This is a genomic window from Paenibacillus lignilyticus (genome assembly GCF_017942085.1).
Classification (GTDB): Bacteria; Bacillota; Bacilli; order Paenibacillales; family Paenibacillaceae; genus Paenibacillus_Z; species Paenibacillus_Z lignilyticus.
This window is the reverse complement of record NZ_JAGKSP010000005.1, coordinates 115,366-138,812: the sequence shown is the minus strand read 5'-3', so window position 1 is coordinate 138,812 and position 23,447 is coordinate 115,366. Positions and strand designations below refer to the sequence as shown.

At 50.2% G+C, this 23,447-nt stretch carries 28 protein-coding genes; 3 read left to right on the top strand and 25 right to left on the bottom strand.

What is annotated here, in order from left to right; translation table 11 throughout:
• Window positions 1–139 precede the first annotated feature (139 nt).
• The 9 genes from I8J30_RS14615 to aroA form a co-directional block, all read right to left on the bottom strand.
• Window positions 140–733, bottom strand: a complete 594-nt coding sequence (locus I8J30_RS14615; protein WP_210658826.1) for a pentapeptide repeat-containing protein — start codon at window positions 731–733, stop codon at window positions 140–142.
• A gap of 36 nt (window positions 734–769) precedes the next feature.
• Complete coding sequence (locus tag I8J30_RS14610) at window positions 770–1,795, bottom strand: DUF2332 domain-containing protein (RefSeq protein ID WP_210658824.1); 1,026 nt, start codon at window positions 1,793–1,795, stop codon at window positions 770–772.
• Between the two features lie 136 nt (window positions 1,796–1,931).
• Window positions 1,932–2,735, bottom strand: a complete 804-nt coding sequence (locus I8J30_RS14605) for an ABC transporter permease (protein WP_210658822.1) — start codon at window positions 2,733–2,735, stop codon at window positions 1,932–1,934.
• 2 nt (window positions 2,736–2,737) lie between these two features.
• Window positions 2,738–3,547, bottom strand: coding sequence for an ABC transporter permease (locus I8J30_RS14600; protein WP_210658820.1), 810 nt, complete (start codon window positions 3,545–3,547; stop codon window positions 2,738–2,740).
• Window positions 3,544–3,891, bottom strand: a complete 348-nt coding sequence (locus I8J30_RS34010; RefSeq protein ID WP_338044865.1) for a hypothetical protein — start codon at window positions 3,889–3,891, stop codon at window positions 3,544–3,546. The genes I8J30_RS14600 and I8J30_RS34010 overlap by 4 nt, the downstream gene beginning before the upstream one ends.
• Window positions 3,892–3,960: 69 nt before the next feature.
• Window positions 3,961–4,572, bottom strand: a complete 612-nt coding sequence (locus I8J30_RS34005) for an ABC transporter ATP-binding protein (protein WP_338044864.1) — start codon at window positions 4,570–4,572, stop codon at window positions 3,961–3,963.
• 125 nt (window positions 4,573–4,697) lie between these two features.
• Window positions 4,698–5,267, bottom strand: coding sequence for a GNAT family N-acetyltransferase (locus tag I8J30_RS14590; RefSeq protein ID WP_210658818.1), 570 nt, complete (start codon window positions 5,265–5,267; stop codon window positions 4,698–4,700).
• A gap of 45 nt (window positions 5,268–5,312) precedes the next feature.
• Window positions 5,313–6,368 (bottom strand): chorismate synthase, encoded by a 1,056-nt coding sequence (gene aroC, locus I8J30_RS14585; RefSeq protein WP_210658816.1) that lies wholly within the window; start codon window positions 6,366–6,368, stop codon window positions 5,313–5,315.
• A gap of 18 nt (window positions 6,369–6,386) precedes the next feature.
• Complete coding sequence (gene aroA, locus I8J30_RS14580; RefSeq protein ID WP_210658814.1) at window positions 6,387–7,733, bottom strand: 3-phosphoshikimate 1-carboxyvinyltransferase; 1,347 nt, start codon at window positions 7,731–7,733, stop codon at window positions 6,387–6,389.
• Window positions 7,734–7,843: 110 nt separating this feature from the next.
• On the opposite strand from aroA, the gene I8J30_RS14575 reads away from it, so the two are divergent.
• A complete protein-coding gene (locus I8J30_RS14575; RefSeq protein ID WP_210658812.1) occupies window positions 7,844–8,722 on the top strand; it encodes a LysR family transcriptional regulator in 879 nt (292 codons plus the stop codon).
• Here I8J30_RS14575 and I8J30_RS14570 read toward each other — a convergent pair.
• From I8J30_RS14570 to I8J30_RS14500, 15 genes are all read right to left on the bottom strand, one after another.
• On the bottom strand, window positions 8,719–9,342 hold the full coding sequence (locus tag I8J30_RS14570; RefSeq protein ID WP_210658809.1) for a polysaccharide deacetylase family protein: 624 nt from the start codon (window positions 9,340–9,342) through the stop codon (window positions 8,719–8,721). The genes I8J30_RS14575 and I8J30_RS14570 overlap by 4 nt on opposite strands.
• A gap of 78 nt (window positions 9,343–9,420) precedes the next feature.
• Complete coding sequence (locus I8J30_RS14565) at window positions 9,421–10,257, bottom strand: phytanoyl-CoA dioxygenase family protein (RefSeq protein ID WP_210658808.1); 837 nt, start codon at window positions 10,255–10,257, stop codon at window positions 9,421–9,423.
• 709 nt (window positions 10,258–10,966) lie between these two features.
• Window positions 10,967–11,755 (bottom strand): class I SAM-dependent methyltransferase, encoded by a 789-nt coding sequence (locus I8J30_RS14560; protein ID WP_210658806.1) that lies wholly within the window; start codon window positions 11,753–11,755, stop codon window positions 10,967–10,969.
• Window positions 11,756–11,780: 25 nt separating this feature from the next.
• Window positions 11,781–11,972 (bottom strand): cysteine-rich CWC family protein, encoded by a 192-nt coding sequence (locus I8J30_RS14555; protein ID WP_210659266.1) that lies wholly within the window; start codon window positions 11,970–11,972, stop codon window positions 11,781–11,783.
• Window positions 11,973–12,139: 167 nt separating this feature from the next.
• Window positions 12,140–14,638 carry a WG repeat-containing protein gene (locus I8J30_RS14550; protein ID WP_210658804.1) on the bottom strand — a complete coding sequence of 833 codons (2,499 nt, stop codon included), beginning with the start codon at window positions 14,636–14,638 and terminating at the stop codon, window positions 12,140–12,142.
• 209 nt (window positions 14,639–14,847) lie between these two features.
• Window positions 14,848–15,285, bottom strand: coding sequence for a DUF1761 domain-containing protein (locus tag I8J30_RS14545; RefSeq protein ID WP_210658802.1), 438 nt, complete (start codon window positions 15,283–15,285; stop codon window positions 14,848–14,850).
• A 168-nt stretch (window positions 15,286–15,453) separates the two neighbouring features.
• Complete coding sequence (locus I8J30_RS14540) at window positions 15,454–16,365, bottom strand: DMT family transporter (RefSeq protein WP_210658801.1); 912 nt, start codon at window positions 16,363–16,365, stop codon at window positions 15,454–15,456.
• A 98-nt stretch (window positions 16,366–16,463) separates the two neighbouring features.
• A complete protein-coding gene (locus tag I8J30_RS14535) occupies window positions 16,464–17,060 on the bottom strand; it encodes an MFS transporter (protein ID WP_210658799.1) in 597 nt (198 codons plus the stop codon).
• Window positions 17,041–17,343 (bottom strand): MFS transporter, encoded by a 303-nt coding sequence (locus I8J30_RS14530; RefSeq protein ID WP_210658797.1) that lies wholly within the window; start codon window positions 17,341–17,343, stop codon window positions 17,041–17,043. Before I8J30_RS14530 ends, I8J30_RS14535 begins: the two co-directional genes overlap by 20 nt.
• Window positions 17,344–17,379: 36 nt before the next feature.
• Complete coding sequence (locus I8J30_RS14525; protein ID WP_210658795.1) at window positions 17,380–17,829, bottom strand: MerR family transcriptional regulator; 450 nt, start codon at window positions 17,827–17,829, stop codon at window positions 17,380–17,382.
• A gap of 145 nt (window positions 17,830–17,974) precedes the next feature.
• Window positions 17,975–18,400 (bottom strand): cupredoxin domain-containing protein, encoded by a 426-nt coding sequence (locus tag I8J30_RS14520; protein ID WP_210658793.1) that lies wholly within the window; start codon window positions 18,398–18,400, stop codon window positions 17,975–17,977.
• Between the two features lie 20 nt (window positions 18,401–18,420).
• Window positions 18,421–18,618 carry a twin-arginine translocase TatA/TatE family subunit gene (gene tatA / locus I8J30_RS14515; protein ID WP_210658792.1) on the bottom strand — a complete coding sequence of 66 codons (198 nt, stop codon included), beginning with the start codon at window positions 18,616–18,618 and terminating at the stop codon, window positions 18,421–18,423.
• 27 nt (window positions 18,619–18,645) lie between these two features.
• Complete coding sequence (gene tatC / locus I8J30_RS14510) at window positions 18,646–19,410, bottom strand: twin-arginine translocase subunit TatC (RefSeq protein ID WP_338044863.1); 765 nt, start codon at window positions 19,408–19,410, stop codon at window positions 18,646–18,648.
• The gene (locus I8J30_RS14505; RefSeq protein WP_210658790.1) at window positions 19,407–21,128 is read right to left on the bottom strand and encodes a GMC family oxidoreductase; all 1,722 of its coding nucleotides are present in this window, start codon (window positions 21,126–21,128) and stop codon (window positions 19,407–19,409) included. The genes tatC and I8J30_RS14505 overlap by 4 nt, the downstream gene beginning before the upstream one ends.
• A 12-nt stretch (window positions 21,129–21,140) precedes the next feature.
• Window positions 21,141–21,908 carry a gluconate 2-dehydrogenase subunit 3 family protein gene (locus tag I8J30_RS14500; RefSeq protein WP_420831230.1) on the bottom strand — a complete coding sequence of 256 codons (768 nt, stop codon included), beginning with the start codon at window positions 21,906–21,908 and terminating at the stop codon, window positions 21,141–21,143.
• 160 nt (window positions 21,909–22,068) lie between these two features.
• Here I8J30_RS14500 and I8J30_RS14495 point away from each other — a divergent pair, with 160 nt between their 5' ends.
• Both I8J30_RS14495 and I8J30_RS14490 read left to right on the top strand, forming a co-directional pair.
• A complete protein-coding gene (locus I8J30_RS14495) occupies window positions 22,069–22,239 on the top strand; it encodes a hypothetical protein (protein ID WP_210658786.1) in 171 nt (56 codons plus the stop codon).
• A gap of 187 nt (window positions 22,240–22,426) precedes the next feature.
• The gene (locus tag I8J30_RS14490; protein WP_210658784.1) at window positions 22,427–23,179 is read left to right on the top strand and encodes an SDR family NAD(P)-dependent oxidoreductase; all 753 of its coding nucleotides are present in this window, start codon (window positions 22,427–22,429) and stop codon (window positions 23,177–23,179) included.
• 5 nt (window positions 23,180–23,184) lie between these two features.
• Here I8J30_RS14490 and I8J30_RS14485 read toward each other — a convergent pair whose 3' ends face one another.
• Window positions 23,185–23,412 (bottom strand): hypothetical protein, encoded by a 228-nt coding sequence (locus tag I8J30_RS14485; protein ID WP_210658781.1) that lies wholly within the window; start codon window positions 23,410–23,412, stop codon window positions 23,185–23,187.
• Window positions 23,413–23,447 lie beyond the last annotated feature (35 nt).

Genomic DNA, 23,447 nt, shown 5'->3' with positions numbered 1-23,447 from the left:
TTCCAATATTGAAGCGCTTTCTCCAATATAACAGGCGAGCGCCTATTTTCATATCAGTATTTGAACCGATTGGAACACTAAGAAGCAAAAAAACTGCCCCAAAAGCCGTAAGTAGCTCTCGAGGCAGCCCATCTTTCAATCAATCTTCATCGATCACAATATCCATGCAATACAACAGGTTTAGCGCCTCGGGCAGCATGAATTTCGCCTGGCGTATCCGATTCTGGCTAGGGTCAATCTGATAGTTGGACGCGTGGGAGAGGTCGGCACCTGATAAGTTCGTTTCACCAAACACGCTTTCCGTGAAATCCGAGCCTCGCAAGTTGGCTTTCGTGAGATCCGCTTCTCTGAAGTCGACATCCTTGACGGAGCAATTCATGATTGTAGATTGCGGCAGCGCAACTCCGATAAAGGTTGAGTGATTTAAGGTGCACTCCTCGAATTTCAGCAAGCTCGGCACCGTGATTCGAGGCCACTCCGCCTCCGTCCAATTGACGCCAACCAGCTTCGACTGCATGAAATAAACCTGCGAGAACTTGCTGTTAGCGACTTTCATAAGGTTTAAATCACAGTGGATAAACGTACAGCCGGTAAATTTGCATTCATCGAACACTGTCTCGCTAAACTCACAATTCGTGAACGTGCAATCGTAGAAATGAACCGCGACGACTTCTTCTTTGCTAAATTGAATATCTTTAAATTGCTCGTCGAAATATTCGCTTTCCGTGAACACCGGGTCACCTCCTTGTATCATAACCGTGGCTCTGAACTAGAGTTTCCAATTCAACCATCTGGCATGCCCATCTGTTTCGGCAAGAGTCACGCTACCAAACCGGCCGTTCCTATAGGAATCCAGATGCAATTCAGGATCCCACATATTATTGTAGAGGTGATAGACCTCTCTTGTCTCCCCTATTATTCGAATTTGTTCGCACAATTGCTGTTTATCGGCGAGACTTAGTTGGTTTGCCACATGCGTATGGAAAACACATAAGGCATGATCCTCGGTAATCGTTGCCGCTGCCGAATCCAAGCATGCCAAGGCATTGCCTTCTATCAGTTGCACAGCTTGATGATCGAATGCGCTTGCAGCTACTTCAAAATGTTCCATCCGCTCCCGATGCTCCGGCCATATCAACGCTTTCATCCAAAGTCGGTCTTCCGGATCTTGGAGCTGATTCACATGGAGATCAATGCCCATTCTGGACGCTACAGGAGGACTGTCGGAATAGAGAAATGGCATGTTCGATCCACGTAGTGAAGTGGCCAGTGTGAACGAGGATTGCTGATTACCGAAGTATCCATCGACTGAATCATACGAGTATCGATATTGATCCCAGAATAATTGCAGTCCGGCGCTCGTCCCGACCTCAATCAAGGCAAGCGGTTTGTTCGATAGACGATGAATGAGGCAAAATGCCGGATACAGATACGCGCATCGCCGAACCTCGTTCGTCTGAACAAGCTTTGTTGCCAGCAACTGCGCAAGCTCGTCGCGATAAAGCAGGCAGAAATGCTTGAAAGGTACAAACGCAGCTGCGGCGTCCTTCGGATTCGGCACAATGCTCCCATAATAATCTATCAGCTCATGTTCAAAGCCGCTAAGCAGCAACAAATGTACCGCACCCAGTAAGAGGTTCGGAATGGGCTGCCCTTCCCTGCTTGCAGCAGCAATACGCAGTAAATCATCGTCCCCGGCAATTCGACCGGAGAGCTGTTCGTATAAGCTGCTTGATCCTCTGCATTCGTTCTCAGCAAATTTTCTGAAGCTCTCGGAAATACTTGAAATTTCCATACGTCCACCTCCAACATGGATTGCTTAGTTAGAGTGTAACACTTCATTCCGATAAACAGAATTTTCATTATTTTATTCACCCGATAACTACTGTTTATCAATAAAAAGACTGCCCAATGGCAGCAAAGATCGAGAATTAACTTCCCGTCCCCTGATATTTATTGAGTCCCCTATTCCAAACCATATAGGCTAATATGAACATCGCCAGTCCGACGACCGGCGCAATATAAGGCAGAACCGGTGAAAACAGCGTCTCCCCTTTCTTGTTCAAGATCAGCTGTGACGGATAGAAGTTGACGAACGCATACGGCACGACGAAGGTAACGAGGATGCGAATAAACTTGCTGTAAATCGAAATGGGATAATCCATAAACGAACGAATCCCATGAACGACCATATCCATTAATGCGCCGGATCGAGTGAACCAGAAGCACATCGAGCCGGTAATGACGATGAAAGCAGCTTGCACAAGCGTTGCGCCGATCAGCACGACCGTCAGGATAAGCAATTCGGTGAAGCCCATATGAACATTCAGATGGTTGAAGCACACGATAAACATGATAATTCCGATGATGACATCACCTAAGTAGAAGTGGCCGAAAGTCCGAATGATCATATGAATGAACGGGTTGACCGGTTTGACGAGCATGACATCGAACGTGCCCTGGGCAACCATATCCTCCACCTCCCACATCTGAAACGAGAAGAAGATCGAAGCTAAACCGAACGTAAACATGTTCATCGTGTAAATCAGCATGACCTCGTACATACCCCAGCCATTTATCGTGTTGAAACGGTCGAGCATGACCCAAATAATCAAGAAATTGACGATGTGCCCCATCGCGAATCCGAGGAAATCCAAGTAAAACATGATGCCGTGCTCCGATTTGCTTTTGAAATAGATCGGAATAAATCGGGCATATAATTTGAGAAACCGCATGTTCAGCCCCCCTGCACGACCAGTTTTTTCACCGCGCTTGCCCACATCCGCCGTTCCAGAAGCAGTAGTGCGACGATCCAGCCCACCTGCTGCAATATAACGAAGCCAACGTCGTTTAACCCACTCGTTTTGCCTAAATAGACGGAGATCGGATCGTAATAAATCAATCGAAACGGCAGACAATAGGAAATTGTCGTCAGCATTCCGGAGAAGAACCAGATTGGGATAAAAGCGCCGGAGAACAATCGAATCAACCCGCTTAGCAGCACATTAATTTGCCAGACGAGCACGTACCAGAAGGCTATTAATCCGATGATGTAATTAATGAGGAAATTGAGCAGGAACGCGTTGAAGAGCATAATCACGAATGCCACTGCTTGCCAACCGGTCGGCAGTTCAATACGAAAGAAGCACAGGCTGATGACGAGAAGCGGAAGAAGTTCGAAGAATACGCGGTATACGTTCTGCCCCAGCGAATGAAAGAAAGCGGCGAAGCGAAAATTTACCGGTTTGAGCAGCTCCATCGCAATCTCGCCGTTCCTTACTTTTCTTCCGACCCAGAAGATGACATTATTCGTTGCGAATACGGAGATGAACGAGCTGATGACGACATACGTGACCATCTCCTTCACCGAAATGCTGCCGGCGCCCGAATCGACCTTCGCTTGTCCCGCAAATACGGCATACCAGATGTAAACCTGCACGAACACCTTGATCAGCTGACCGAACAGAAACATGAATACTTCCATCCGGTACGCCATATTTTGCCGAAGTGAATTGAGTGTCATTTCCCGATAGAGGGCGAGTCTCATACGAAAACACGCTCCCGATCCGCAGCGGCCTCAAGCGGCAGCCGCTCTCCATACATGGTGCGAATGATCTCCTCAATGTCGGTTTCCTTGACGACAAAGTCCTTCACATCGTACCTGTCCATGATCCATTTGATCAGCATTGACGAGTTGATCCGCTTCTTGTCGTAAACCAGCTGCGTCTTCTTGCCGTCGACGCTGCAGCTTGCCACGCCGAGTTCGTTCAGCTCCTGGGAGGATTCGAAGATACGATCGGTTTCCACAACCATCCGCTCACCGGAGCCGAAGTCGCTCTTCAATTGCTCGAGATTCCCATCATACATCAGCTTGCCTTGGTCAATAACCATGACGCGACTGCAAAGCTTCTCTATATCGGACATATCATGGGTCGTGAGTATGACGGTCGTCCCGCGATCTCAATTGATTTCGAGGATAAAGTTGCGAATCTTCTCTTTTACCACCACATCCAGCCCAATTGTCGGCTCATCCAGGTAGATAATATCCGGATCATGCAGCAGCGCGGCGCATAGGTCAGCCCGCATTCGCTGGCCCAGGCTAAGCTGACGGACGGCAACATGCTTGAACTCATCCAAACCGAGAATGTCCGTGAACCGCTCCATATTCTCATTGAATCTAGCCGTCGGAATGTCGTACAAGTACCGCATTAACCTAAGGGAATCGATGACGGGTGTATCCCACCATAGCTGGGTTTTCTGACCGAAGACGGCGCCAATGCGCATCGCGTTCAGCTCCCGATTCTTGTAAGGCTCTATGCCGTTTACGATAACTCTGCCGCTCGTTGGGACCAGAATTCCGACGAGCATTTTGATCGAGGTCGATTTGCCCGCTCCGTTCGGACCGATATACCCTACAATTTCCCCTTTGTCGATCGTGAACGAAATGTCATCTACGGCCGTCTTGGTCTCATACTCTCGGTAAACAAGTCCTTTGACATTGTTCCATAATCCTTCTCTGCTCTTGTTACGCTTGAACTCTTTGCGCAATTTCTCCACTTGGATGACAGCCATACAATCCCTCATTTCTCTCCTGAAAAGACTAATGACTTCTATGAATTCTAATAATTGCCAGCAATGATTCGATTATCATATGGGTATTGCTTCCAAGTCAACAAAATAAAAAAATCAACGACGTCTTAATCCATCGTTGATTTCTCTTGCAGCGATTCCTCATACTCGCTCTTCGTCAGCCCGTAGATAAATTCATCATGATGTTTGCCTTTCGTGAAGATCATATCACGCAGGCGACCTTCCTGCTTGAAGCCGAGATGCTCCTGCAGCGCAATCGAGCCGCTGTTGAAGGCATATACATGGGCATTGGCTTTGGCATAGCGCAATTCCTCGAAATAATAACCAAGAATCAGCTTTATCGCCTCCGAAGCATAACCTTGGCGCCAATGCTCGCGGAAGATCGCGATGCCATACTTGAAGGTGCCGTTTCGCGAATCACAATGGCTTGTACAAATACTGCCTACCAATACGCCTTCAAGTGTCTCAATGGACAGCCATATGTTATCACCTTCCGCCGGATGGTCGACCTTCTCCTCCGCCCAAGACTTTGTACCTTCCTCGGTTCTTGGAAAATGAATCATATCGCATAGCCGAGCACCTTCAGAATCGTGATCATTCTGATGATAGTCCTCCCAATCGCCGAATTCCAATGGCCGCAGTCTGACCTTACTGCCTTCCCACATATAGGATTTCATGGTTGCTCGCCTCCTTCGTTCTCAGGCGTATCGTACCATTTTTCCTCAGCCAAGCATAGCTGCTTGTCGCTTATACATATCCTCCACGACAAGACAGGCCATCGCTTCCACAACCGGTACAATTCTCGGACAAATACAAGGATCATGACGGCCGATCGTTTGGATCTCTTGTTCTTCGCCGTCCACGTTGATCGTCTGCTGCGGTACCGATATGGATGATGTCGGTTTGACGCTGACTCGGAACACGATGTCTTGGCCATTGCTGATCCCGCCAACGATTCCGCCCGCATGATTGCTCAGAAACCCGCTGCTGTTCATGCCGTCATTATGCTCACTGCCCAGCATCGCAGCCGCTTCGAAGCCTGCGCCAAACTCAATCCCTTTAATCGCGCCAATGGATAGCATCGCCTTTGCCAGCTCGGCATCTAATTTATCGAAGACAGGTTCGCCAAGACCCGGCATCACTCCGCGAACCCGGCATTCCACAATTCCGCCGCAGCTATCCCCGATGGAAGCCAAATGCTCGATTTTGCGAATCATGTCCTTGGCTGCCACAGGGTCGCAGGCACGAACCGCATTTTGCTCGATCGCGGTTTCATCGAAGGTATCGCAGCGAATCCCGCCGATCTCCTGCGAGTATGCAATGACGTCAACACCGCGTCTCTCCAGCAGCTTGCGCGCAATTGCACCGCCGGCAACACGGGCTGCGGTTTCTCTTCCCGAAGCACGCCCGCTGCCCCGATGATCGCGAATGCCATATTTCTGCAGATAGGTAAAGTCCGCATGGCCGGGGCGAAAAGCATGCTGAATCGAACCGTACGCCTCCGGCCTCATATCGTGATTATGCAAAATGATAAAGAGCGGTGTTCCCGTTGTTTTGCCTTCAAACACGCCGGACTCGATATGAACGATATCGTATTCCTTGCGAGGCGAAGTCACGGAAGATTGACCCGGTTTACGCCGATCCATCTGTTTTTGGATATAAGCCTCGTCGATTTCCACGCCTGGCGTAACGCCATCTACGATGACGCCGACTGATGCGCCGTGCGACTCTCCGTAGGTTGTAATTTTGAAACGTTCTCCGAATGTATTACCTGCCATTACTTTGTCCTCCTCCCATTAATAATTCACTCGTATACCAAGTCCGGCCAATTGCTCGAAATACCCCGGACAAGTTTTGGATACGCAGCCGGGATCCGAAATTCGAATGTCGTGAACGCGCAGGCCAATAAGCGAAAGTGCCATCGCCATGCGATGATCGTCATGGGAATCCACCAAAGTCGCCACCGGCGCGCCGGGATGCACAGTTAGCCCGTCCTGATGTTCTTCCACTTGAATGCCCAGCTTGGTTAACTCTGCGCAAATCGCTGCAATACGATCGCATTCATGATGCCTGATATGTGCAGCGTCCTTTAATGTAATAGGTCCGTCTGCGAAAACAGCCATTGCAGCAATCGTAAGCGTCTGATCGGACCATTTCTTCATGCTTAGCGTGAACCCGCCTTTAAGCTGATCCGTTCCTTGCACCTCAACAACATTCTCGCCTTTCGTAACCGTGCATCCCATCTGTTCCAGTACGTGCAGCATCTCGATATCGGGCTGGCTTGTGCGACTTGCTTGAATTCCTTCAGTCCGGATATGGCCTCCGGTCAAAGCTGCAATCGCCCAGAAATAACAACAAGTGGAGACATCCGGCTCCAGCTGATACGTCCTTGCTTCATAGTTTCCTTGCGGGACCGTGATGGATTGACCATCCTGCGACACCTCTGCTTTGATTCCGAAATCTGCCATCATATCAAGTGTCATTTGAACGTAATCCCTTTGAACAACTTCTCCATCAATGCGTATTGTCAGCTGTTCCTTCGCATAGGGTGCTGCGATTAACAGCCCGCTAAGAAATTGACTCGATGTGTTGCCGGGGATCGTCACTTCGCCGCCATTCAACCCGGATGCGTGCAGCTTGTAGGGTAGACTGTATTCGGAGATCGAATATTCGAATGTAGCGCCAAGCTTCGTTAAGGATGCAAGCAACGGAGCTTGCGGTCTCTCACTCATTCGCTTGCTTCCGCTGACTGACCACTTCCCGTGCCCGATCGCAAGTGCGCCTGGCAAAAATCTGGCTACCGTGCCTGCAGCGCCAACATACAAGTTCGCTGAAGCATTCGGCCATACACCGCCACAGCCTTCAATGGAAGCCGTCTCTTGCTGCACAGCCGCAGCTACGCCAAGCTTCGTTAGTGAATCGATGCACCAATAGGAGTCATCGCTTTTGAGAATGCCGTGCAGCTCCGATTTACCTATGGCGAGTGCTGCAATAATTAACGCCCTGTTCGTGAGACTCTTGCTGCCGGGCACGCGAATCGTGCCTTGAACGGCCGACTTGGGAGGACTGACTCTTACCTCAAGCCTATCGTTGTTTGCCGACCATGGAGAACGCGCTTCAAAATCCGGATGTACCGTTATCATTTCCGTCCACCTCATTAGGGAGTAATTGATCTATCCCGATTATAATGAGATACTTGAGATAAATGAAATCGGAATATTGAATCGTTGCCATAAAGGTGGTTTATGTCAAAATGATGAATTTAGAATGGTATCGAATCTTTCTCTATACCGCTCGACACCGTAATTTAACGAAAGCCGCGCAAGAGCTGCATGTTACGCAACCTTCTGTCAGCTATGCCATCAAACAGATGGAGGAAGCGATGGGCGTGCAGCTGTTTCATCGATTATCCAAAGGCGTGGAGCTCACGGATGAAGGCCTGGCGCTGCTCGACTATGTCGAGCAATCCTTCTCGATGCTGGATTCCGCGCAAAAGCATCTGCACAATCTGAAACAGCTTCATGCCGGCGAAATCCGAATCGGCGCAAGCGATTCACTTATTAAGCATCTGCTGCTTCCGCAGCTTAATGCTTTTCACAGGGATTATCCGGGTATCCGAATTCGCCTCTCGCATGGGAAAACACCGGACATCACCAGGCGCTTGCTGGATGGCGAGATCGATTGCGCGATGCTTCATTTGCCCATACAGCATCCTCAGCTGATTATTCATACCATGGCCATGATCGAGGATTGTTTTGTCGTAGGGGAGGCGTACAAGGAGCTGGCGGAGCGGACACTTTCCATTCATGAGCTTGCTGAGCTGCCGTTGATCTTGCTTTCACCGGGAAGCAGTACTCGTACCTTCGTGGATCAATGGTTTGCAGCAAAAGGAGTTACCGTGAAACCGGATATTGAGCTGGGCAGCGTTGATTTGTTGGCGGAATTCGCGCGATTGAACTATGGGGCGGCTTTCATCAGCCGGTCTTTTGTAGAGGAGGAGCTTCGCTGCGGGAAGCTATTGGAGCTAAAGGCGGACATCCCCTTTCCATCCCGGGGAATCGGGTTTGCAGTGAGGCGCGATAAGAAGCTATCCGTTGCGGCGGAAAGCTTCGTACGGCGCATTCGTGATTAGGTAGTCTCTGTGGCTAGCAGCTCGCTGATCGTGACCAGCTTGAACCCTTGTTCGATGAGCTCGGGGACTAGGATTTGAATCGCCGCAAGTGACTGCGAACGATCTCCGAATCCATCATGGAACAACAGGATACTTCCCGCCCGGACCTCTGCGCGCGTAACATTCACAATGTGCTCGGTTCCCGGCATGTCCCAGTCGCGAGTATCCAGATTCGTCGCGTGAATGACGGGATACCCGAATTGCTCGCAAACGGCGAGCAGGTCATCGTTGTACTCCAGATACGGCGGACGAAACGTGGACGGACGTTTTCCGATGACAGCGACAATGATTTGCTCCGCGCGGCGAAGCTCCTCTGTTTGCTCCTCTTTGCTTAGGCTCGCCATATGCGGATGAGAGTAACTGTGATTGCCGAACTCATGCCCCTCCTCGTCCATTCGTTGCGCGACATCGGGGTATTTCTCCATATTCGTCCCGTGCACGTAGAAGGTCGCTTTTGCCCCATATTGCTGGAACACTCGTAGAAATTGAGGCGTCCATTCCGGATTCGGCCCATCGTCGAAGGTGATGGCGAGCAGCTTGTCTGCTGTTTTCACTTCATTGAAAATAGAAGCAGCTTTCATGGTCGTTTCCCCCTAGTTTTGGAAGTAAAAAAAGGACTACAAAAATCATAACGATTTTGTAGTCCTTCTTCAATTGATTTATTCGTGCGTTGGTTCGATAGCCGGATAGCCGATTTTCTGCCAGCGGAATAGGTGCTTCGCGCGGTCGGACAGCTGCTCGTAGGTTTCGATTGGGATCTGAACGCGATTATCGCGGTCCATTGCGCTGTAGATCAGGGCAAGGTTTGGACGGATCTCATTGCTGCGGTTCGGTGTTCCACGGTGCCACATGCGAACATCGCGAAGCAAAATCGAACCTGCAGGCATATGAACCTTCATGGAATGCATATGCGGTGCCAGATCTTCAGGGTTAGGACCGTTAGGACCGTAGTAATTATCCGGCAGCAAGTGCGTGCCGCCCGGCCAAATTTCCATCGGGCCATTGCCTTCGTGCACATCGACGAGCGGAATGTTGAACACAAGATCCGTGATCGGCAGATGCGTTGTGCACAGATCGCCGAAACGAGCGCCGTAATCCGGGTGAACCGGCTGTGCTTTCTGACCGCCGGGCAGCGATGTGTTCGAGGAGAACAATGTAACCGAGTAGTCCTTGCCAAGGATACGATCCATGATGGCCAGAGCAAACGGGTGCTCGATAACAAGCGAATCGTTGAAAGGCGCTGCAAACGGAAGGAAGATACCCAAGTGGTTCGTGCCTTCGTTGAAGCCTGTTTTATTCAAATAAATTTCTTTACCATGCTTATCGATGAACCAGTCCATCGCTTCTGTGAACGCTTTCTTTAGTTCGGCGACTTTCTCCGTCGGCAGAACGCCTTCAAGGATAACATATCCGTTTACACGGATCAGGTTAACGGCAAGCTGAATGTTTTCTTCATTTAGGGTTAGTGTATCAATTTCATGTTGACTAACTTTCACAATGATTCACCTCACGTAATGGATGTCGATAGTAGACTGCTAGTGTCTTTTCTAAAAATATCACTTTTGAGGAGCAAATACTAAACTTATTCTCCGATTGATGCATCCTATTGCAAGAAATTGTCGGATGGAATGCTAACCATTCCCTACGGAAGCAGAAAAAATCTGCGTGCAAAATGGGATATGTTGCTCCCGATGCTTCATGTAAAGAGCACTCGGAGAGACCTGATTTAGTATGGCTGTAAAGCCGCATCTCATTCTGAACCGCATGAATTGGTTAAGAAATTGGGAGGCTGCTCGACGTGAACATCGAAGTGTAGAGTAATCATCATTGCCTCTCATCAACCTATCTTCGGATTTGAGTACAGGATTTTGCAAGGGAAATCGATGTAAGCGCTTGATCTCATCTAAATGTTAAAAGTACCGCTGCGCCGAGAAATCACCATCTTGGACAGCCCTGTTGATGCTCGCGTGTTGAGTGTCGGATTGCCCGAGTAACTGCAGTATAGCCGCCGAGTTGAGCTTGCTGCGAGGCGGAAATTACACACCACAAGCTCGAGACTTCAAGCATGCTGAGAGTCTCATTTTCGAACTCTCGGCGCTTTTTTCCGCCGCTTTCGCTCCTAAGCGTTCGATTTCGGAACTCTCAGCTGACGGCCAGCCGCCGGAACGCCGCGCTCCTGCAACTGAGAGTCGCCCATATCGCCAACTATCCCGATGCTGCAGCTTCGATCAAATAATAAAATCCGGTCGTGCGGATTCCTTGCGCAGTGGCATGTTTGTCAAATTGCGATACGATACCCGCATAGCAGTTTTCCCGCACATAGTCGGAATAGCTGTCCCGCTGGCCGAAACACAGCATGTTCAGCACATCTTCAGCCGATGGAATCCAGACTGTTTCTCTGATCCGCGCCATATGAATGTCAACCAGCCCGCTCGATTCCAACCGCTCCTGCACTTTATCCAAGATCGGCGTTCCAACCGCCGGGGGTTGAAATAAACCCGGAAAACACAATCCAAGCTCCCCGCCCTCCCCATTCCCGTCACCGGGATGATAAAGGATTACTTTACCGCCCGGACGAACGACTCTATTCCCCTCGGTATACCAGCTGCCCGGTCCTTTTTTCGTGTAAGCCATATCAAACGCATCATCTGCAAAAGGCAGCGAATGGTGCGTATCACCCCGAACATAACGGACATTCGGTTTTCGATGGAGATTCGCCGTCTCCAGAAATCCTTCCGTTACATCCAAACCAACAATCTCTTCCGCATAAGCTGCCCAACGATTGGTATACTCGCCGTGCCCGCATCCAACATCGAGCACTTTACCGCCGATAACAGAGGCAAGCTTCTTCGTCAGCACATCTTCACCTGAGTCGCCTTCAACAACGCCATTCCAAGTAAACTCATATTTACCTGTCCGTGCTGCCAGTTCTTTACACCAAGCGAACGATTGCGGACTTAAGTAATCCGGATGTTTCGTAATCTCGTGAAACATAAGTTCTGCCCCCATCTTCCAACGACTATTGAACCGAATTCGCATTGCCCCTCTTAAACTTGTTCAAGCAATCCATACAAATGCATGATTGATTCAGCTGTTCCGCCGGAACCAGCTCGAATATCCCCTCCGGAAACACCTCGTTGCTGCACCAGCAGCTATGGTTTCCTTCGCAATTATTCCGCTTATGACAAAGGGGGCAAGCTTTCGCTTGCATTTCATCATCTTTCATCTTTGATCACCCATCCTATTCGCTCTGGCACTGCACTCCGATCTCACGCCGTATCGCCTTCTACACGAACTAAATACATTCCATTTTACAAAGCTAACCTCCTCCCGCACAAAGCAAAAAAGCCGCGAAATCGCGACTTTTCAGCACTAAGCTTAGGAATGAAACGACTTCCAGAACGCTCCGTTCGTATCCAGAATCGATTTGATTTGGGCAAAAGGAATCTTGAATGTCGGGAATCCGGCCGCATACGGCGCAATTTCGTACGGTTCAAAATAGATATGGAGTGCGTTCTCGGAAACGAAGAACGGCTGATCCGGACGAATGCCGTTGTAGGTATTCGGAAACACGTAGGAATATTGCGGATCCTCTTTGATTTGTTTGCCAATGATATCGCTTAGCTCCTTGACGTAGTTGCTGCCGGGCTTAAACAAGTCCTTGAGCGCGAACATTTGGCCAGTTGCTAGATCAATGATGGCGTATTTCTTCGTTGGCATCCCATGCGCGGCACCGAACGGGAAATTATAGCCGGTTAGCTCAAGCTGAAGCAGCTGCTGCTTGTAGAACGAGACATCGAAATCACCGGAGTACGAATAATCCAGCTTTTGATCCTCCGGAATTGGCTTCACCTGTGACAGCTCGCGCAGCTTTGCATTAACCTTCCCCTGTGCGGCTTGTTCAGCCATCCCTTCCACCTGCGGATAATAGACCAGATAATCCCGATTCGGTTTGAATTTCTCTTCCTTGACGAAGTAAGGCTGCTTCAGGGGAATCGTCGTATTTTGCTGCCAAATGACCCGGCCGGAGCGATCCAGATAGGAGAGCCGCTGATCCACGTAAGCCTTGATCAACCCGCCTTCTTCCAATGTAAGCGTGCCGCTGCCGTTTACGCGCGGATAACCTGGAGCCGGTTGACCGTTGCGATCAATGAAGAATGTCTGCTTCGCATCCGATGCGGAAGCCAGCCCCTTGCTATAATCAGCGACATCCCGGTACACAAAGTCCGTCAGCAGCTTTCCATCCCAATCTGCGATGGCATAAATGGAACCGATATAAGGCTGCTGAGGATCGATGGCTTTGCCTACCGCAAACCTGCCGCTGCCTAAACTCCTGATGTCGTTGTACTCTGCTTTTATAATAAAAGCACCTTGCTTATTGATGACGCCGTAATTCGACCTGAAATCATCCGAAGTGTTGACGATCGCGCGGCCGTCTTCGAAGGGGAAAGCGGAGTAAAAAGCAGGCTGAATCACGATAGACCCGCTTTCATCCATATAACCGGTTTTACCCGCAAGCTCACGCTGGAAGGATAGCAATCCATCCCCTAGCGGCCCGACGCTCGCATAATGGTAAGTATGGAGCCGGCGGCCATCCAAACCAATTAACGCATATTCATTGTCTTTCACCTTGACGAGTGCCTTATTGCCTTGAAAATCATTCGCTTCCTGAAATTGCGCCGGAATCACTGCATGGCCTTGCGCATCCAGATAGCCATATTGAATCGTACTCTCCCCTGCGGAACCGGGAAGGGTGTCATAAAATACCGCTCTGCCGTTATGCATGTCGGAGATAAACGGATACGCCTTCTTCGTCAGCACCGTGCCGCTCTCGTTAATCATCTTAAAGCCTTGACTGTCGATTACAGAGGCGCGCTGCTCTGAGAATTTGCCAATTGAATCGTAAATAGGTGGAACGATGTACTGAGCGGATGCGTTAATGATGCCATATTTCCCTTTCTCGGAGACCACCGCCAATCCGTTTTCCTGAAAGTCACCGGCGTCGTCATACCTCGGGTCTATCGCCATCCTGCCCCGGTTGTCGATGTAGCCCCATCTCATGCCCTTTACGGTTTTCAGCGACGCGGGAAACAGACCCACCGCTCGCGTTGGAACCACGGGTTCCAGTGCATCCCGGATCGACTGCTCCAGCTCAAGCAGCGTATCCCGCGTTGGTTGAGCGAAAGCGAGTGCCTGATGAACGGACACCAGAGCCGGTTCAACACGACCGGAGCGGTATTGTGCATCAGCAAGATGGTACCAATACAGCGGATATTGCGGGTACCGCCAGACTAGCCGCTCATAGTACTTGACGACATGCGGAAAATAATAGCTATACACGTCTTGCGCAGGAACAAAGCTGCCTTCTTGCCAGCGAAGGACTTCGATGTGGTAGGATTCGCCGCTATTTTGCATCCAAATCGCCAGCTCTGTTTTGCCGTCTTGACCTTGGTTGCTCGGCATATCCATCGCATCCATGTAGCTGTAGCTCATGCCGGACGGCGCGACATCTCTTAACCCTTCCTTGTTCCATTCATAAACAGACAGCTTCGACCACTGGGCGTTGATTTGCCAGCCTACGATTAAATTGTTCTGACCGGCTCGCATCACTGGCATAGCCATCAACTGCGCTACACCATGGCCATGCCCTTTGACATCGGCTGCCTTCTCCCATTTCCCCTTCTTCTCTCGCAGCACCACCAAATGAAGCTGGTTGCCCAATCGGTATACTGCAGCAATCTCAGACAATCGGTCTCCATTCAGATCAGCTGCACACACCGCCGCATTCGCGGCAGACTGGTTGAGTAACATCAGCTCCGCGCCACTCGGCAAATTTGCCATTGCGATTTGCGTTAGCTGCTGTTCGTTCGCGGCCATGTCAGCATCATCCCTCTCCTCGCATTCTTCGCATAATCGTATGCTGAGCATTGGCAGATATGCCTTTCACGGTGCAACTATTCCATTTCGCACAACATTCGCTATCAGCCGTTCCAGCTGCGATGTATGGGACGAACTTATGTATCGAGAAAAGAAATACCCGGCGTGAGCATGTCCGCTCCTTCACCGGGTATTAGGTATGATTATGATTAATTCCAAAACCAGAAGATGAGCAGCAGCATCGTGAAACGCACCGCTTCATAGGACGTATCGACGGCTACAACGAGCCAGCTCTTGAATTGCCACACTTTCTTGCCAACCGTGAACGGCAGTGTATAACCCGCTGCCAGCAGCATCGTGAACCAGAACGCGCCGGCCAAGGAATCACCGTCGTAATCAAAAGCTTGTCCGCCGGCTTTCCACAGCTGTAAGCAAACGGCAAACGCGATCGAAGTCAGGAACGAAACGAGAATATAGATGATAAAAGACTGCATCTTAACGGCGTTGCTTGGCTGCGATGTAGGACTTCCGTACATATCCCGCTGATACGGCTTCTTCCAAATGACCGCCATCCACAGAAATCCTAATGCTAAAGATAGTATTCCCGTAACCAATACCGCCCAATAATTAATGTCACTAAATAACATCCCGGTTCCCTCGCTTTGTTTGATTGTCGGATTAATACGAAACCATTTGGTTTCGCTTTTCGAATTCGATTATATACAACCATTTGGTTTCCTGTCAATAGCAAAAGAACTGCCTCAAAAGTCAACTGCACACTTTTGAAACAGTCCTTCCCGCCTAGTTTATTCCCGCTACCCGTTCACATCGACGCCTGCCGTTCTCACCTGCGGTTGACGGCGTTTCATATTGGTGATGGCAACTCCGGCCAAGATCAGAATGCCGCCGCCGATCTGGGCGGCTTTAATGGGATCGCCAAGGACAAAGAAGCTAACGATAATCGCGACGAACGGCGGAATATTCATGAACATGGCGCTGGTCGAAGGTCCAACAACCGCAATGCCTTGGTTCCACCAGAACCCGGCCAGTCCTTGGCCGATTACAGCGACTGTAATCAGAAGCAGCCACACCAGCCAGTTATGGCTCCCATGTAATTGGCCATTCCATGCCTCAACGCCTACGGCCGGAGACATCAGAATCGTACCTATGACAGTGGAATAAATCGTCACTTCATAGGACGACATCGAGACGGTTAGCTTGCGAATAAACAGTAAGCTGACCGACATGCCGAGCATGGCCATCAGCAAGTATACATCACCTTTGGAGATACCAAGCTCTTTACCTCCATAGAGGACGATGCAAACTACACCCACGAGAGCGACGATTGCTCCTGTTATCTTCACCAGCGTAATCTCTTCTTTCATAAAAATACGCGAAAGCAATGTCGTGGCAATTGGCGACAATGCAATAATAAGGGCAGCGTTGCCTGCCGTGGAATGCTGCAGCCCCGTAAAATAAAACAGCTGATTAATCAGCGTGCCGGATATGCCGGCCAGCAGCAGCAAGCCGATCTCACTTCGGCTTGGCTTCCGCATGGAATGGCGAATCATAGCCACGCTGATTAAGAACAGCGACATCACGACGAGTCTGGCAAAGGACAGAAATATCGGCGAAAACTCTCGCAGCATATAGGCACTGGCAACATAATTGCCGCCCCATAACAGCGAAACACCCCATAGCTTTAGTAATATCGTTCGATCCGGCATTTCAATGAAAGTCTCCCTACTTATCCATGATTAGTAATTCGTTTGTTCGCGCGCAGATGAGACATGACGGCAGCGAGCGCCATTAGCGCCGCCATAAGTCAGAACACGGCATGCAAACCGCTGATAAACCCGTTCAACGACGATTCAGCGCCATTCATGCCCACCTGTGTACCTGAAAAAATCGCCAGCATCGCTTCAGGCGGAATGCTATGTGTCACAATTGGCATCGAGAACGCAATACTGAGCATCATCCCCATATTCGTCGTGAGCGAGCGAATTCCGGAAGCTTCACCGCGATATTTGGCACCGGCTGCATTCATAATACTGCTGGAATTCGGAGAATTAAACAACCCCGAGCCGATGCTAATGACTGTCATATATAGCGCTAAGTTCCAGAAAGGTGTAGCAAGATTCGTATCCAGCGCAAGCCCGGCCAAGCCGAATATACTAAGGAACAAGCCTACGGTTGCCGGCGTTGTTTCGCCATATTTGTCGCCAAGGCTGCCGGCAAGCGGCGATACGACGAGCATGCCTGCCGCTAGCGGGATCGTCATAATCCCGGCGACAAGCGCATCTTTCTCCAGTGCCCCTTGAAAGTAGAAGATGAGCATGAACATGACGGCCATCCGTGCAATGGCGTTGAGCGTAGCGGAAATAATCCCGAATGAGAATATTTTATTCGCGAATAATGGCATATGCAGCAGCGCATTGGGATGTATCCGCTCGAGGCGCTTGCTGAGCGAAGCCTGAAATAAACGTCCCCGCGATATAGATCCGTTTACGTCCGAAGCGATCCGCAAGCGAGCCGGCCATAAGCACCATGACGGTCTGCGCCACCATATACGAGAGCATTACCCACATCGCCTGCGGCAGCGAAGCTTGTAAACCCGTCAACAGATCCGGCAGCGCAATGATGAGTGTGCTAAAGTAAGTGCAGACAGCAAGGAACCCAGGCTCGTTACCGATAATATCCACCATTTTCGCGAAGTATTCACGTTCATTCTCCCCTCTTACTCAATCCGGTGATTCAGCCGAAGAGCGAAGCTTTAACCGATTCGCACGATCGAGACGCTCCGTAAACCCTTGCTTTAACAGCTGCAGCTTCCCCATCCTTTCATCAATGTGACTGATGATATCTTGGAGCCGGTCCGTCGCTTCATCAAGCACGTTCTCCCGTTCATCCTCTGTAAGCGAATCCCCATAGAACGTAGCTCTAAGACGATCAAGATCCGCTTCCGCTTGCAAAATATCACGTATCTCTTGCAGCGATGCGCCAAGCACTTCCTTCAATCTCAGAATGTGCTGAATGCGAAGAACCATCTCCTCGTCGTAAACCCGGTGCCTGCCTTCCGTTCGACTTACCGCAGGAAGCAAACCGATTTCCTCATAGTAATGAAGCGTTCTTGCCGTAATGCCGAGCCGCTCCGTGATGTCTTCCATCGTATATTTAAGGTTTACTTCCATGTGGACGCCAGTCTTCTCCCTTCTCTTTCCAAATAACTTACGTTAACGTAATGTTATCCCAATGATCTTGAAATCGTCAATCTGCTATCGGCATCGGAAAAGAAAAAAGCTGCCGTTGCCGGCAGCTTCTAACCCAAATTTCATCTTAATCTACAATAAGTTTCCCGACCATCTTTGCATGACCGGAACCACACATAATGGAGCAATGAAACACATGCTCGCCGGCTTTATCAGCCGTAAATTCCGCGGTTCCGCCATTATCCTTAATATCGACGTCGAAATCATCGATCGCAAAACCATGAAGTCCTTCTTCGTTTTGCAAAGTGACTTTCACTTTATCGCCTTGCTTCACATGGATTTCCTCTTGGTCGAATTTGAAATTGGAAGCTTTCACCGTGATTGTATTGCCCCCACTGTTGCCCGCTCCCGTATTTGTGCCCGTGTTGTTTCCTGTATTAGCACCGGTATTTGTGTTATTTCCGGTGTTGTTGTTATCGTTGCCGCCGCAGCCTGCCAGACCTACGGCCGCCATTGCCACCGCTGCTGTGATGATTAGTAAACGAAGTTTCATTGTATGTTCCTCCTTGTAGGTTACCGTTTGGGCTCGATCTCGATAATGTTCGTTTTCTCATCCGGGGTATCGTCGACAATCCCTTTGGTGGAATTGCGGAATTCGCGCAGCGTATCCCCGAATGCGCGTCCAAGCTGCGGAAGCTTAGCAGGTCCAAACACGATTAACGCGATGGCGAAAATAATAATCAGCCCCGAAATCCCGATATTGTTAAACATAGGAGCACCTCCATTTGTTTAGTTCTTTTACTGTGCAGGCTGCATGGCGTATTTCAGCCTTCTTCTGTAATAGATGGAGCAACCGAGCGCGCTGATCTCAAACAAGAGAATGAGCGGCACTGTGACGGACAGGTGGGACACGAAATCCGGCGGCGAAATCAGTGAACCGAGTACGGCTAAGCTGACATACGCATATTTGCGGATCGTCTTCATTTTCTCCGGTGTAAGCAGCCCGATTCGGGTCAGAAAGGTCATGACGAGCGGCATTTCGAAGGCGATTCCCATCGGAAGCAGGAAGCTGATCAGGAACGACATGTAATGCTGGATGCCATACACCTCGGCGGCGCCCATCGATTGATTCAGCTTGATCATGAACCGAATCATCATCGGGAGCGCGACCAAATACCCGAACGTTCCGCCCGATAGGAAGAGCAGCACGGACATCGGTACATAGATCAGCGTGCCCCTGGCTTCGGATTCCGTCATGCCGGGTTTCGCAAATGCCCAGAAATGATACATCAGGAACGGCAGCGTGATCGTAATCCCAATCAGCAGCGCACATTTCATGTACACCACGAGCCCATCCGATAAAGCGAACACACTCCATTCCACCTGGATGCCGCCCAGATGCGATTTGATAAACCGGATGATTCGCGGCGATTCGAACAAACCGGCAGCAAACGCGACCAGAAACCAGCCTGCAACATAGATCAGACGTTTGCGAAGCTCCGACAAGTGAACGATCAAATCGCGATCCAGCAGCTCATTCGCCTGGCCTTTACCGCTGCTCACACAAGAGGTCCTCCTTTCTTAAGATAGGTTTTGACCCCTTCGGCAGCCCGATAAGCAAATGCCCCGACCGTTGCCGTCGGATTATAGCCGCTGTTATGCGCGAAGTTGGACGCCCCGCAAATAAACACATTTTCGGCATCCCACATTTGCAAATAATTGTTCACGACCGATGTCTTCGGATCACTGCCCATAATCGTTCCGCCCGTGTTATGCGTGGATTGGTACGGTACGATGTTATATTGCTTGAGCGCGTCATGCATCTCAACTTTGGTAGCGCTCATGCCGTCGGCGATTTCCTTTGTCTTCTGCGCGATGAATTTAACAAGCTCTCGGTCCTGTTCTTCGAAATCAAATGTCATGCGCAGCAGCGGCTGTCCGAGCGCATCCTTATACTCCGGATCCAGATCAAGAAAGTGATAGCGGTTCGGCATACTCGCCCCTTGACCTGTGACGGATAGGATTCGGTTTGCGTTGTGAATGGTGGCTTTCTTAAACTCCGCCCCCCACTTCGGAGCGCCGGCCGGCACCGGCTGGTATTGAATCGGCCGCAGCCCCGTCTGCGTGAAGCGAATGTTAGCCCCGTGCAGAAACTTCAAATCGCTGTGATCGAAGTTGTCGCCGTTAAAATCATCTAAGCTGCTGCCCAGAGCTCCTGCGCCCATCGCCAGATTGAATTCGCGGTCTTCATAGAACGCGCTTGTACTGGCGCCATTTACTTGATAAGCGTAGTTGCGGCCGACTGCTCCGGTTTCCGTGTCCGGATTGTAGGGCTTTCCAAGCTTGGACATAAGCAGCAAACGCACGTTCGTGAATACATAACCGGCCAAAATCACAACATCTGCAGGCTGAATGTACTCTTCCCCGGTTGGCGTGTTGATGTAGGTGACACCCGTTGCCTTCGAACCGTTGTGCAAGATCGAAGTCACATTCGAATGCGTGCGAAGCTCGAACTTTCCGGAAGCCTGCGCGACTGGAAGCACGGTCACGACAGGATCCGCTTTCGCTCCGTATTCACAGCCAAACCGTTCGCAGTAGCCGCAATACTGGCAGGCTGCGCGTTCGATACCGTCCGGATTTTTGTAAACTTCGGTCAAGTTTGCCGAAGGAATAACGTAAGGATGGTAGCCAAGTTTGGTGGCCGCTTCCTCAAACAGCTTCATGCCCGGTGTTTTCTTCATAGGTACTGTCGCAAACGGCTTGGACATCGCACCCACATTCGGTGGCGTAGTTTTCTCCCCCGATATCCCGGACATTTGCTCATACATCACGTAATACGGCTCAAGCTGGTCGTATGTAATGCCCCAGTCGCGGATCGTCATGCCTTCGGGAATCTTCTTCTTCCCATATCGCTCCACCGTCTTGCTGTAGATTTCGAAATCATACGGCAGAAAACGATAATACTGGCCATTCCAGTGCACGCCTGCCCCACCCAAACCGTCTCCAAGGAGGAAAGATCCGTAGGTGCGCATTGGCAGTGCTCGCATTTTGTAGGTGTTTCGGAAGGTCACCGTTTCTTTGGACAAGTCCTGCATCAGCTCGTAGCGAGCAGCGTAGCGAAGCTCATCGTGGACATGAAAATAATCCTGTGTCCCTCGCCCCTTCCCTCTCTCCAGTCCAACCACTTGTATGCCGGCTTTGGACAGTTCAGCAGCAATAATGCCGCCTACCCAGCCCATTCCCACGATAACGACAGGCACTTTCGGAAGTTTAGTCGCCATATTCCATCACTCCTACCCTATATCGAGATGATCAGCCAGACTAAGCGGTTTCATTTTAATGAACTCTTCCTTCTCGATCTCATTGGAATAGCTCATTTGATTGCCCGGATAATTTCTCATTTTCCACCCTTGCATGTTCTTGTTGCCTCCGTATAGCGGATCGGAATAGACGCCTTCAATCGTCAGATTCTGAAACATCGAGAAGAAGGTAGAAGCCGGAACTCCCTTCAGATGTACATCATCTTTCTCAAAAGCCGTCAGCACCGCATCTTGCTCCTCAGGCGTAATCTCCACGAACTGTTTCTGATACTTGGAGTTACTATACAGATTGAGCGAGTCAAGGCCCAGGGCCATGAGCTCCTTGCGCTTAAAGGTAAGCTGGTAGCCTTGCGACGCTTCCGCTTTATAGAACGGCGGCGACATGTAATCGCGTGCATTGGTGCCGAAAGCACTGGCCATTTGGTGGTCAATGAAGAAAGCGGCGCCTAATTCTTTGGCTCCGGGTCCAAGATCGTCCTTCGGGAAAATCCGTTCAGCCGCAGCTTCCGCAGTCAGAAACTGATCCTGCGAGAAGAACATCAGCGCTCGATTGTAGTCCTTTGTATCGGTCGGCGTAGGCGCCGGTGCAGCGGGCTCTTCGTCCTTGGTTGTTTGCTTCACGTTGGAGCCGATTAAACCGCCGATTACGCCGCCTAGGACAACTCCTCCCAGTGCGGTGCCGGAATATTTTAGAAACCTTCGTCTGGATTCATCTTGTGGCTGTTTCGAATCCGTTGCCATCATGATCTCTCCTTCTTGTTTACTGGAGCTAAGTAGGCTTAGTATTTTCCACAACATGAATTAACATCCAATTATTTAGAAAAGTGCCGATTACGCGATCGGGCGGCATATGGTAATAAGGAACAGGTTAACACGACTTCACGATTGGAGATGAAAAGCAATGAATGCCGCAAAAGCTTTACGGGTGCTGATGTTCGGTTTCTTGATTGCCGTACTTGCGATTGGACTGTTGCCTTTCCTTGTCATTTACAATTGGAGCGAGCTGTATGGTTTGTCTGAAGTCGATAATTCGTACTCGCCGTTGACTTTTTTGCAGAAGTATATGAAGTGAGGTTCATCAAATAAAGAAGGCTGTCTCCAAAGTCGCGTACCGCGCTTTTGGGACAGCCTTCAGTTAGGTTTACGAGCATTGCGCGTTTGACAACACTACCTACTAATCGTATACAGTAACACTGACAGGTATGTAAGAAGAACAGAATTTGCAGGCAGGTACTAAATCAGAATTGGAGTGGATCGAAGTGAGTGCTCAGAACCAAATTGTGCTTGTCACCGGTGCAGGGAATGGAATTGGCCGAAGCGTGGCTGTCGCTTATGCACGGGATGGGGCAACTGTCATACTCGTGGATAAGAATGCGGAGGAGCTCGAAGGAACGGCGGAGATGATAGTAGCAGAAGGACTTCTTCAACCGATCAGCCGCGTGCTGGATTTAAGCGAGCCTGCGTCCATCGAAGCGTGTTTCGAAGAGTTGGCGAGGAGTGTCGGTAGGCTCGATGTGCTCATCAACAATGCCGGTTTCGGGATATGGAAATCGGTCTATGAGCTTACGATCGAGGAATGGGATCGTGTTATCCATACGAACTTGCGCGGCACCTTCGTATGCGCGCGTGAAGCAGCGAGAATGATGAAACAAAGCGGCAACGGCGGCGCAATCGTGAATATCTCTTCTACGCGCGCGATCATGTCCGAGCCGAATTCGGAAGCTTACGCTGCGTCCAAGGGCGGGATTCTGTCGCTGACGCATGCCCTTGCGGTCTCGCTTGGACCGGACCGAATATGTGTGAATGCGATCAGTCCCGGTTGGATAGAGACAGGCGATTACGATAAGCTTCGGCCGGATGACCACCTCCAGCATCCAGCGCAACGGGTCGGCAAACCCGATGACATTGCAAGAGCCTGTCTGTACCTCACAGATCCTCGGAACGATTTCGTAACCGGCGCGAATATCGTGATCGACGGCGGGATGACGCGCAAAATGATCTATCTCGAATAGTATCGTTATCCGCCCCATAGTCCATCTTTGGTTTCACTTGAGATACATAGCGTAATGAGCCAATAAGCGGTGACCCCCAGACATATATAATGCATGGTATCGGTATGAACAAACACCGCGTACAGAATCCAGCTTACGCTCCCAACCGCAAACCAGAACCACGAACTCACGATGAAAAACAACACGCCGATTCCCGCCAGCACTTCCAGAATCCCATCCCATATTTCCTCCATCCCGCACCCTCCCCAAGTGGCTTATATAGCTACTA

Excerpts from the sequence above, each read along its gene's own strand:
- I8J30_RS14610 (WP_210658824.1), bottom strand. The coding sequence starts at position 1,795 with ATGGAAATTTCAAGTATTTCCGAGAGCTTCAGAAAATTTGCTGAGAAC.
- I8J30_RS14605 (WP_210658822.1), bottom strand. The coding sequence starts at position 2,735 with ATGCGGTTTCTCAAATTATATGCCCGATTTATTCCGATCTATTTCAAA.
- I8J30_RS14600 (WP_210658820.1), bottom strand. The coding sequence starts at position 3,547 with ATGAGACTCGCCCTCTATCGGGAAATGACACTCAATTCACTTCGGCAA.
- I8J30_RS34010 (WP_338044865.1), bottom strand. The coding sequence starts at position 3,891 with ATGGTTATTGACCAAGGCAAGCTGATGTATGATGGGAATCTCGAGCAA.
- I8J30_RS34005 (WP_338044864.1), bottom strand. The coding sequence starts at position 4,572 with ATGGCTGTCATCCAAGTGGAGAAATTGCGCAAAGAGTTCAAGCGTAAC.
- I8J30_RS14590 (WP_210658818.1), bottom strand. The coding sequence starts at position 5,267 with ATGAAATCCTATATGTGGGAAGGCAGTAAGGTCAGACTGCGGCCATTG.
- aroC (WP_210658816.1), bottom strand. The coding sequence starts at position 6,368 with ATGGCAGGTAATACATTCGGAGAACGTTTCAAAATTACAACCTACGGA.
- aroA (WP_210658814.1), bottom strand. The coding sequence starts at position 7,733 with ATGATAACGGTACATCCGGATTTTGAAGCGCGTTCTCCATGGTCGGCA.
- I8J30_RS14575 (WP_210658812.1), top strand. The coding sequence starts at position 7,844 with ATGATGAATTTAGAATGGTATCGAATCTTTCTCTATACCGCTCGACAC.
- I8J30_RS14570 (WP_210658809.1), bottom strand. The coding sequence starts at position 9,342 with ATGAAAGCTGCTTCTATTTTCAATGAAGTGAAAACAGCAGACAAGCTG.
- I8J30_RS14560 (WP_210658806.1), bottom strand. The coding sequence starts at position 11,755 with ATGTTTCACGAGATTACGAAACATCCGGATTACTTAAGTCCGCAATCG.
- I8J30_RS14555 (WP_210659266.1), bottom strand. The coding sequence starts at position 11,972 with ATGCAAGCGAAAGCTTGCCCCCTTTGTCATAAGCGGAATAATTGCGAA.
- I8J30_RS14550 (WP_210658804.1), bottom strand. The coding sequence starts at position 14,638 with ATGGCCGCGAACGAACAGCAGCTAACGCAAATCGCAATGGCAAATTTG.
- I8J30_RS14545 (WP_210658802.1), bottom strand. The coding sequence starts at position 15,285 with ATGTTATTTAGTGACATTAATTATTGGGCGGTATTGGTTACGGGAATA.
- I8J30_RS14540 (WP_210658801.1), bottom strand. The coding sequence starts at position 16,365 with ATGCCGGATCGAACGATATTACTAAAGCTATGGGGTGTTTCGCTGTTA.
- I8J30_RS14535 (WP_210658799.1), bottom strand. The coding sequence starts at position 17,060 with ATGCCATTATTCGCGAATAAAATATTCTCATTCGGGATTATTTCCGCT.
- I8J30_RS14530 (WP_210658797.1), bottom strand. The coding sequence starts at position 17,343 with ATGGTGGATATTATCGGTAACGAGCCTGGGTTCCTTGCTGTCTGCACT.
- I8J30_RS14525 (WP_210658795.1), bottom strand. The coding sequence starts at position 17,829 with ATGGAAGTAAACCTTAAATATACGATGGAAGACATCACGGAGCGGCTC.
- I8J30_RS14520 (WP_210658793.1), bottom strand. The coding sequence starts at position 18,400 with ATGAAACTTCGTTTACTAATCATCACAGCAGCGGTGGCAATGGCGGCC.
- tatA (WP_210658792.1), bottom strand. The coding sequence starts at position 18,618 with ATGTTTAACAATATCGGGATTTCGGGGCTGATTATTATTTTCGCCATC.
- I8J30_RS14505 (WP_210658790.1), bottom strand. The coding sequence starts at position 21,128 with ATGGCGACTAAACTTCCGAAAGTGCCTGTCGTTATCGTGGGAATGGGC.
- I8J30_RS14500 (WP_420831230.1), bottom strand. The coding sequence starts at position 21,908 with ATGGCAACGGATTCGAAACAGCCACAAGATGAATCCAGACGAAGGTTT.
- I8J30_RS14495 (WP_210658786.1), top strand. The coding sequence starts at position 22,069 with ATGAATGCCGCAAAAGCTTTACGGGTGCTGATGTTCGGTTTCTTGATT.
- I8J30_RS14485 (WP_210658781.1), bottom strand. The coding sequence starts at position 23,412 with ATGGAGGAAATATGGGATGGGATTCTGGAAGTGCTGGCGGGAATCGGC.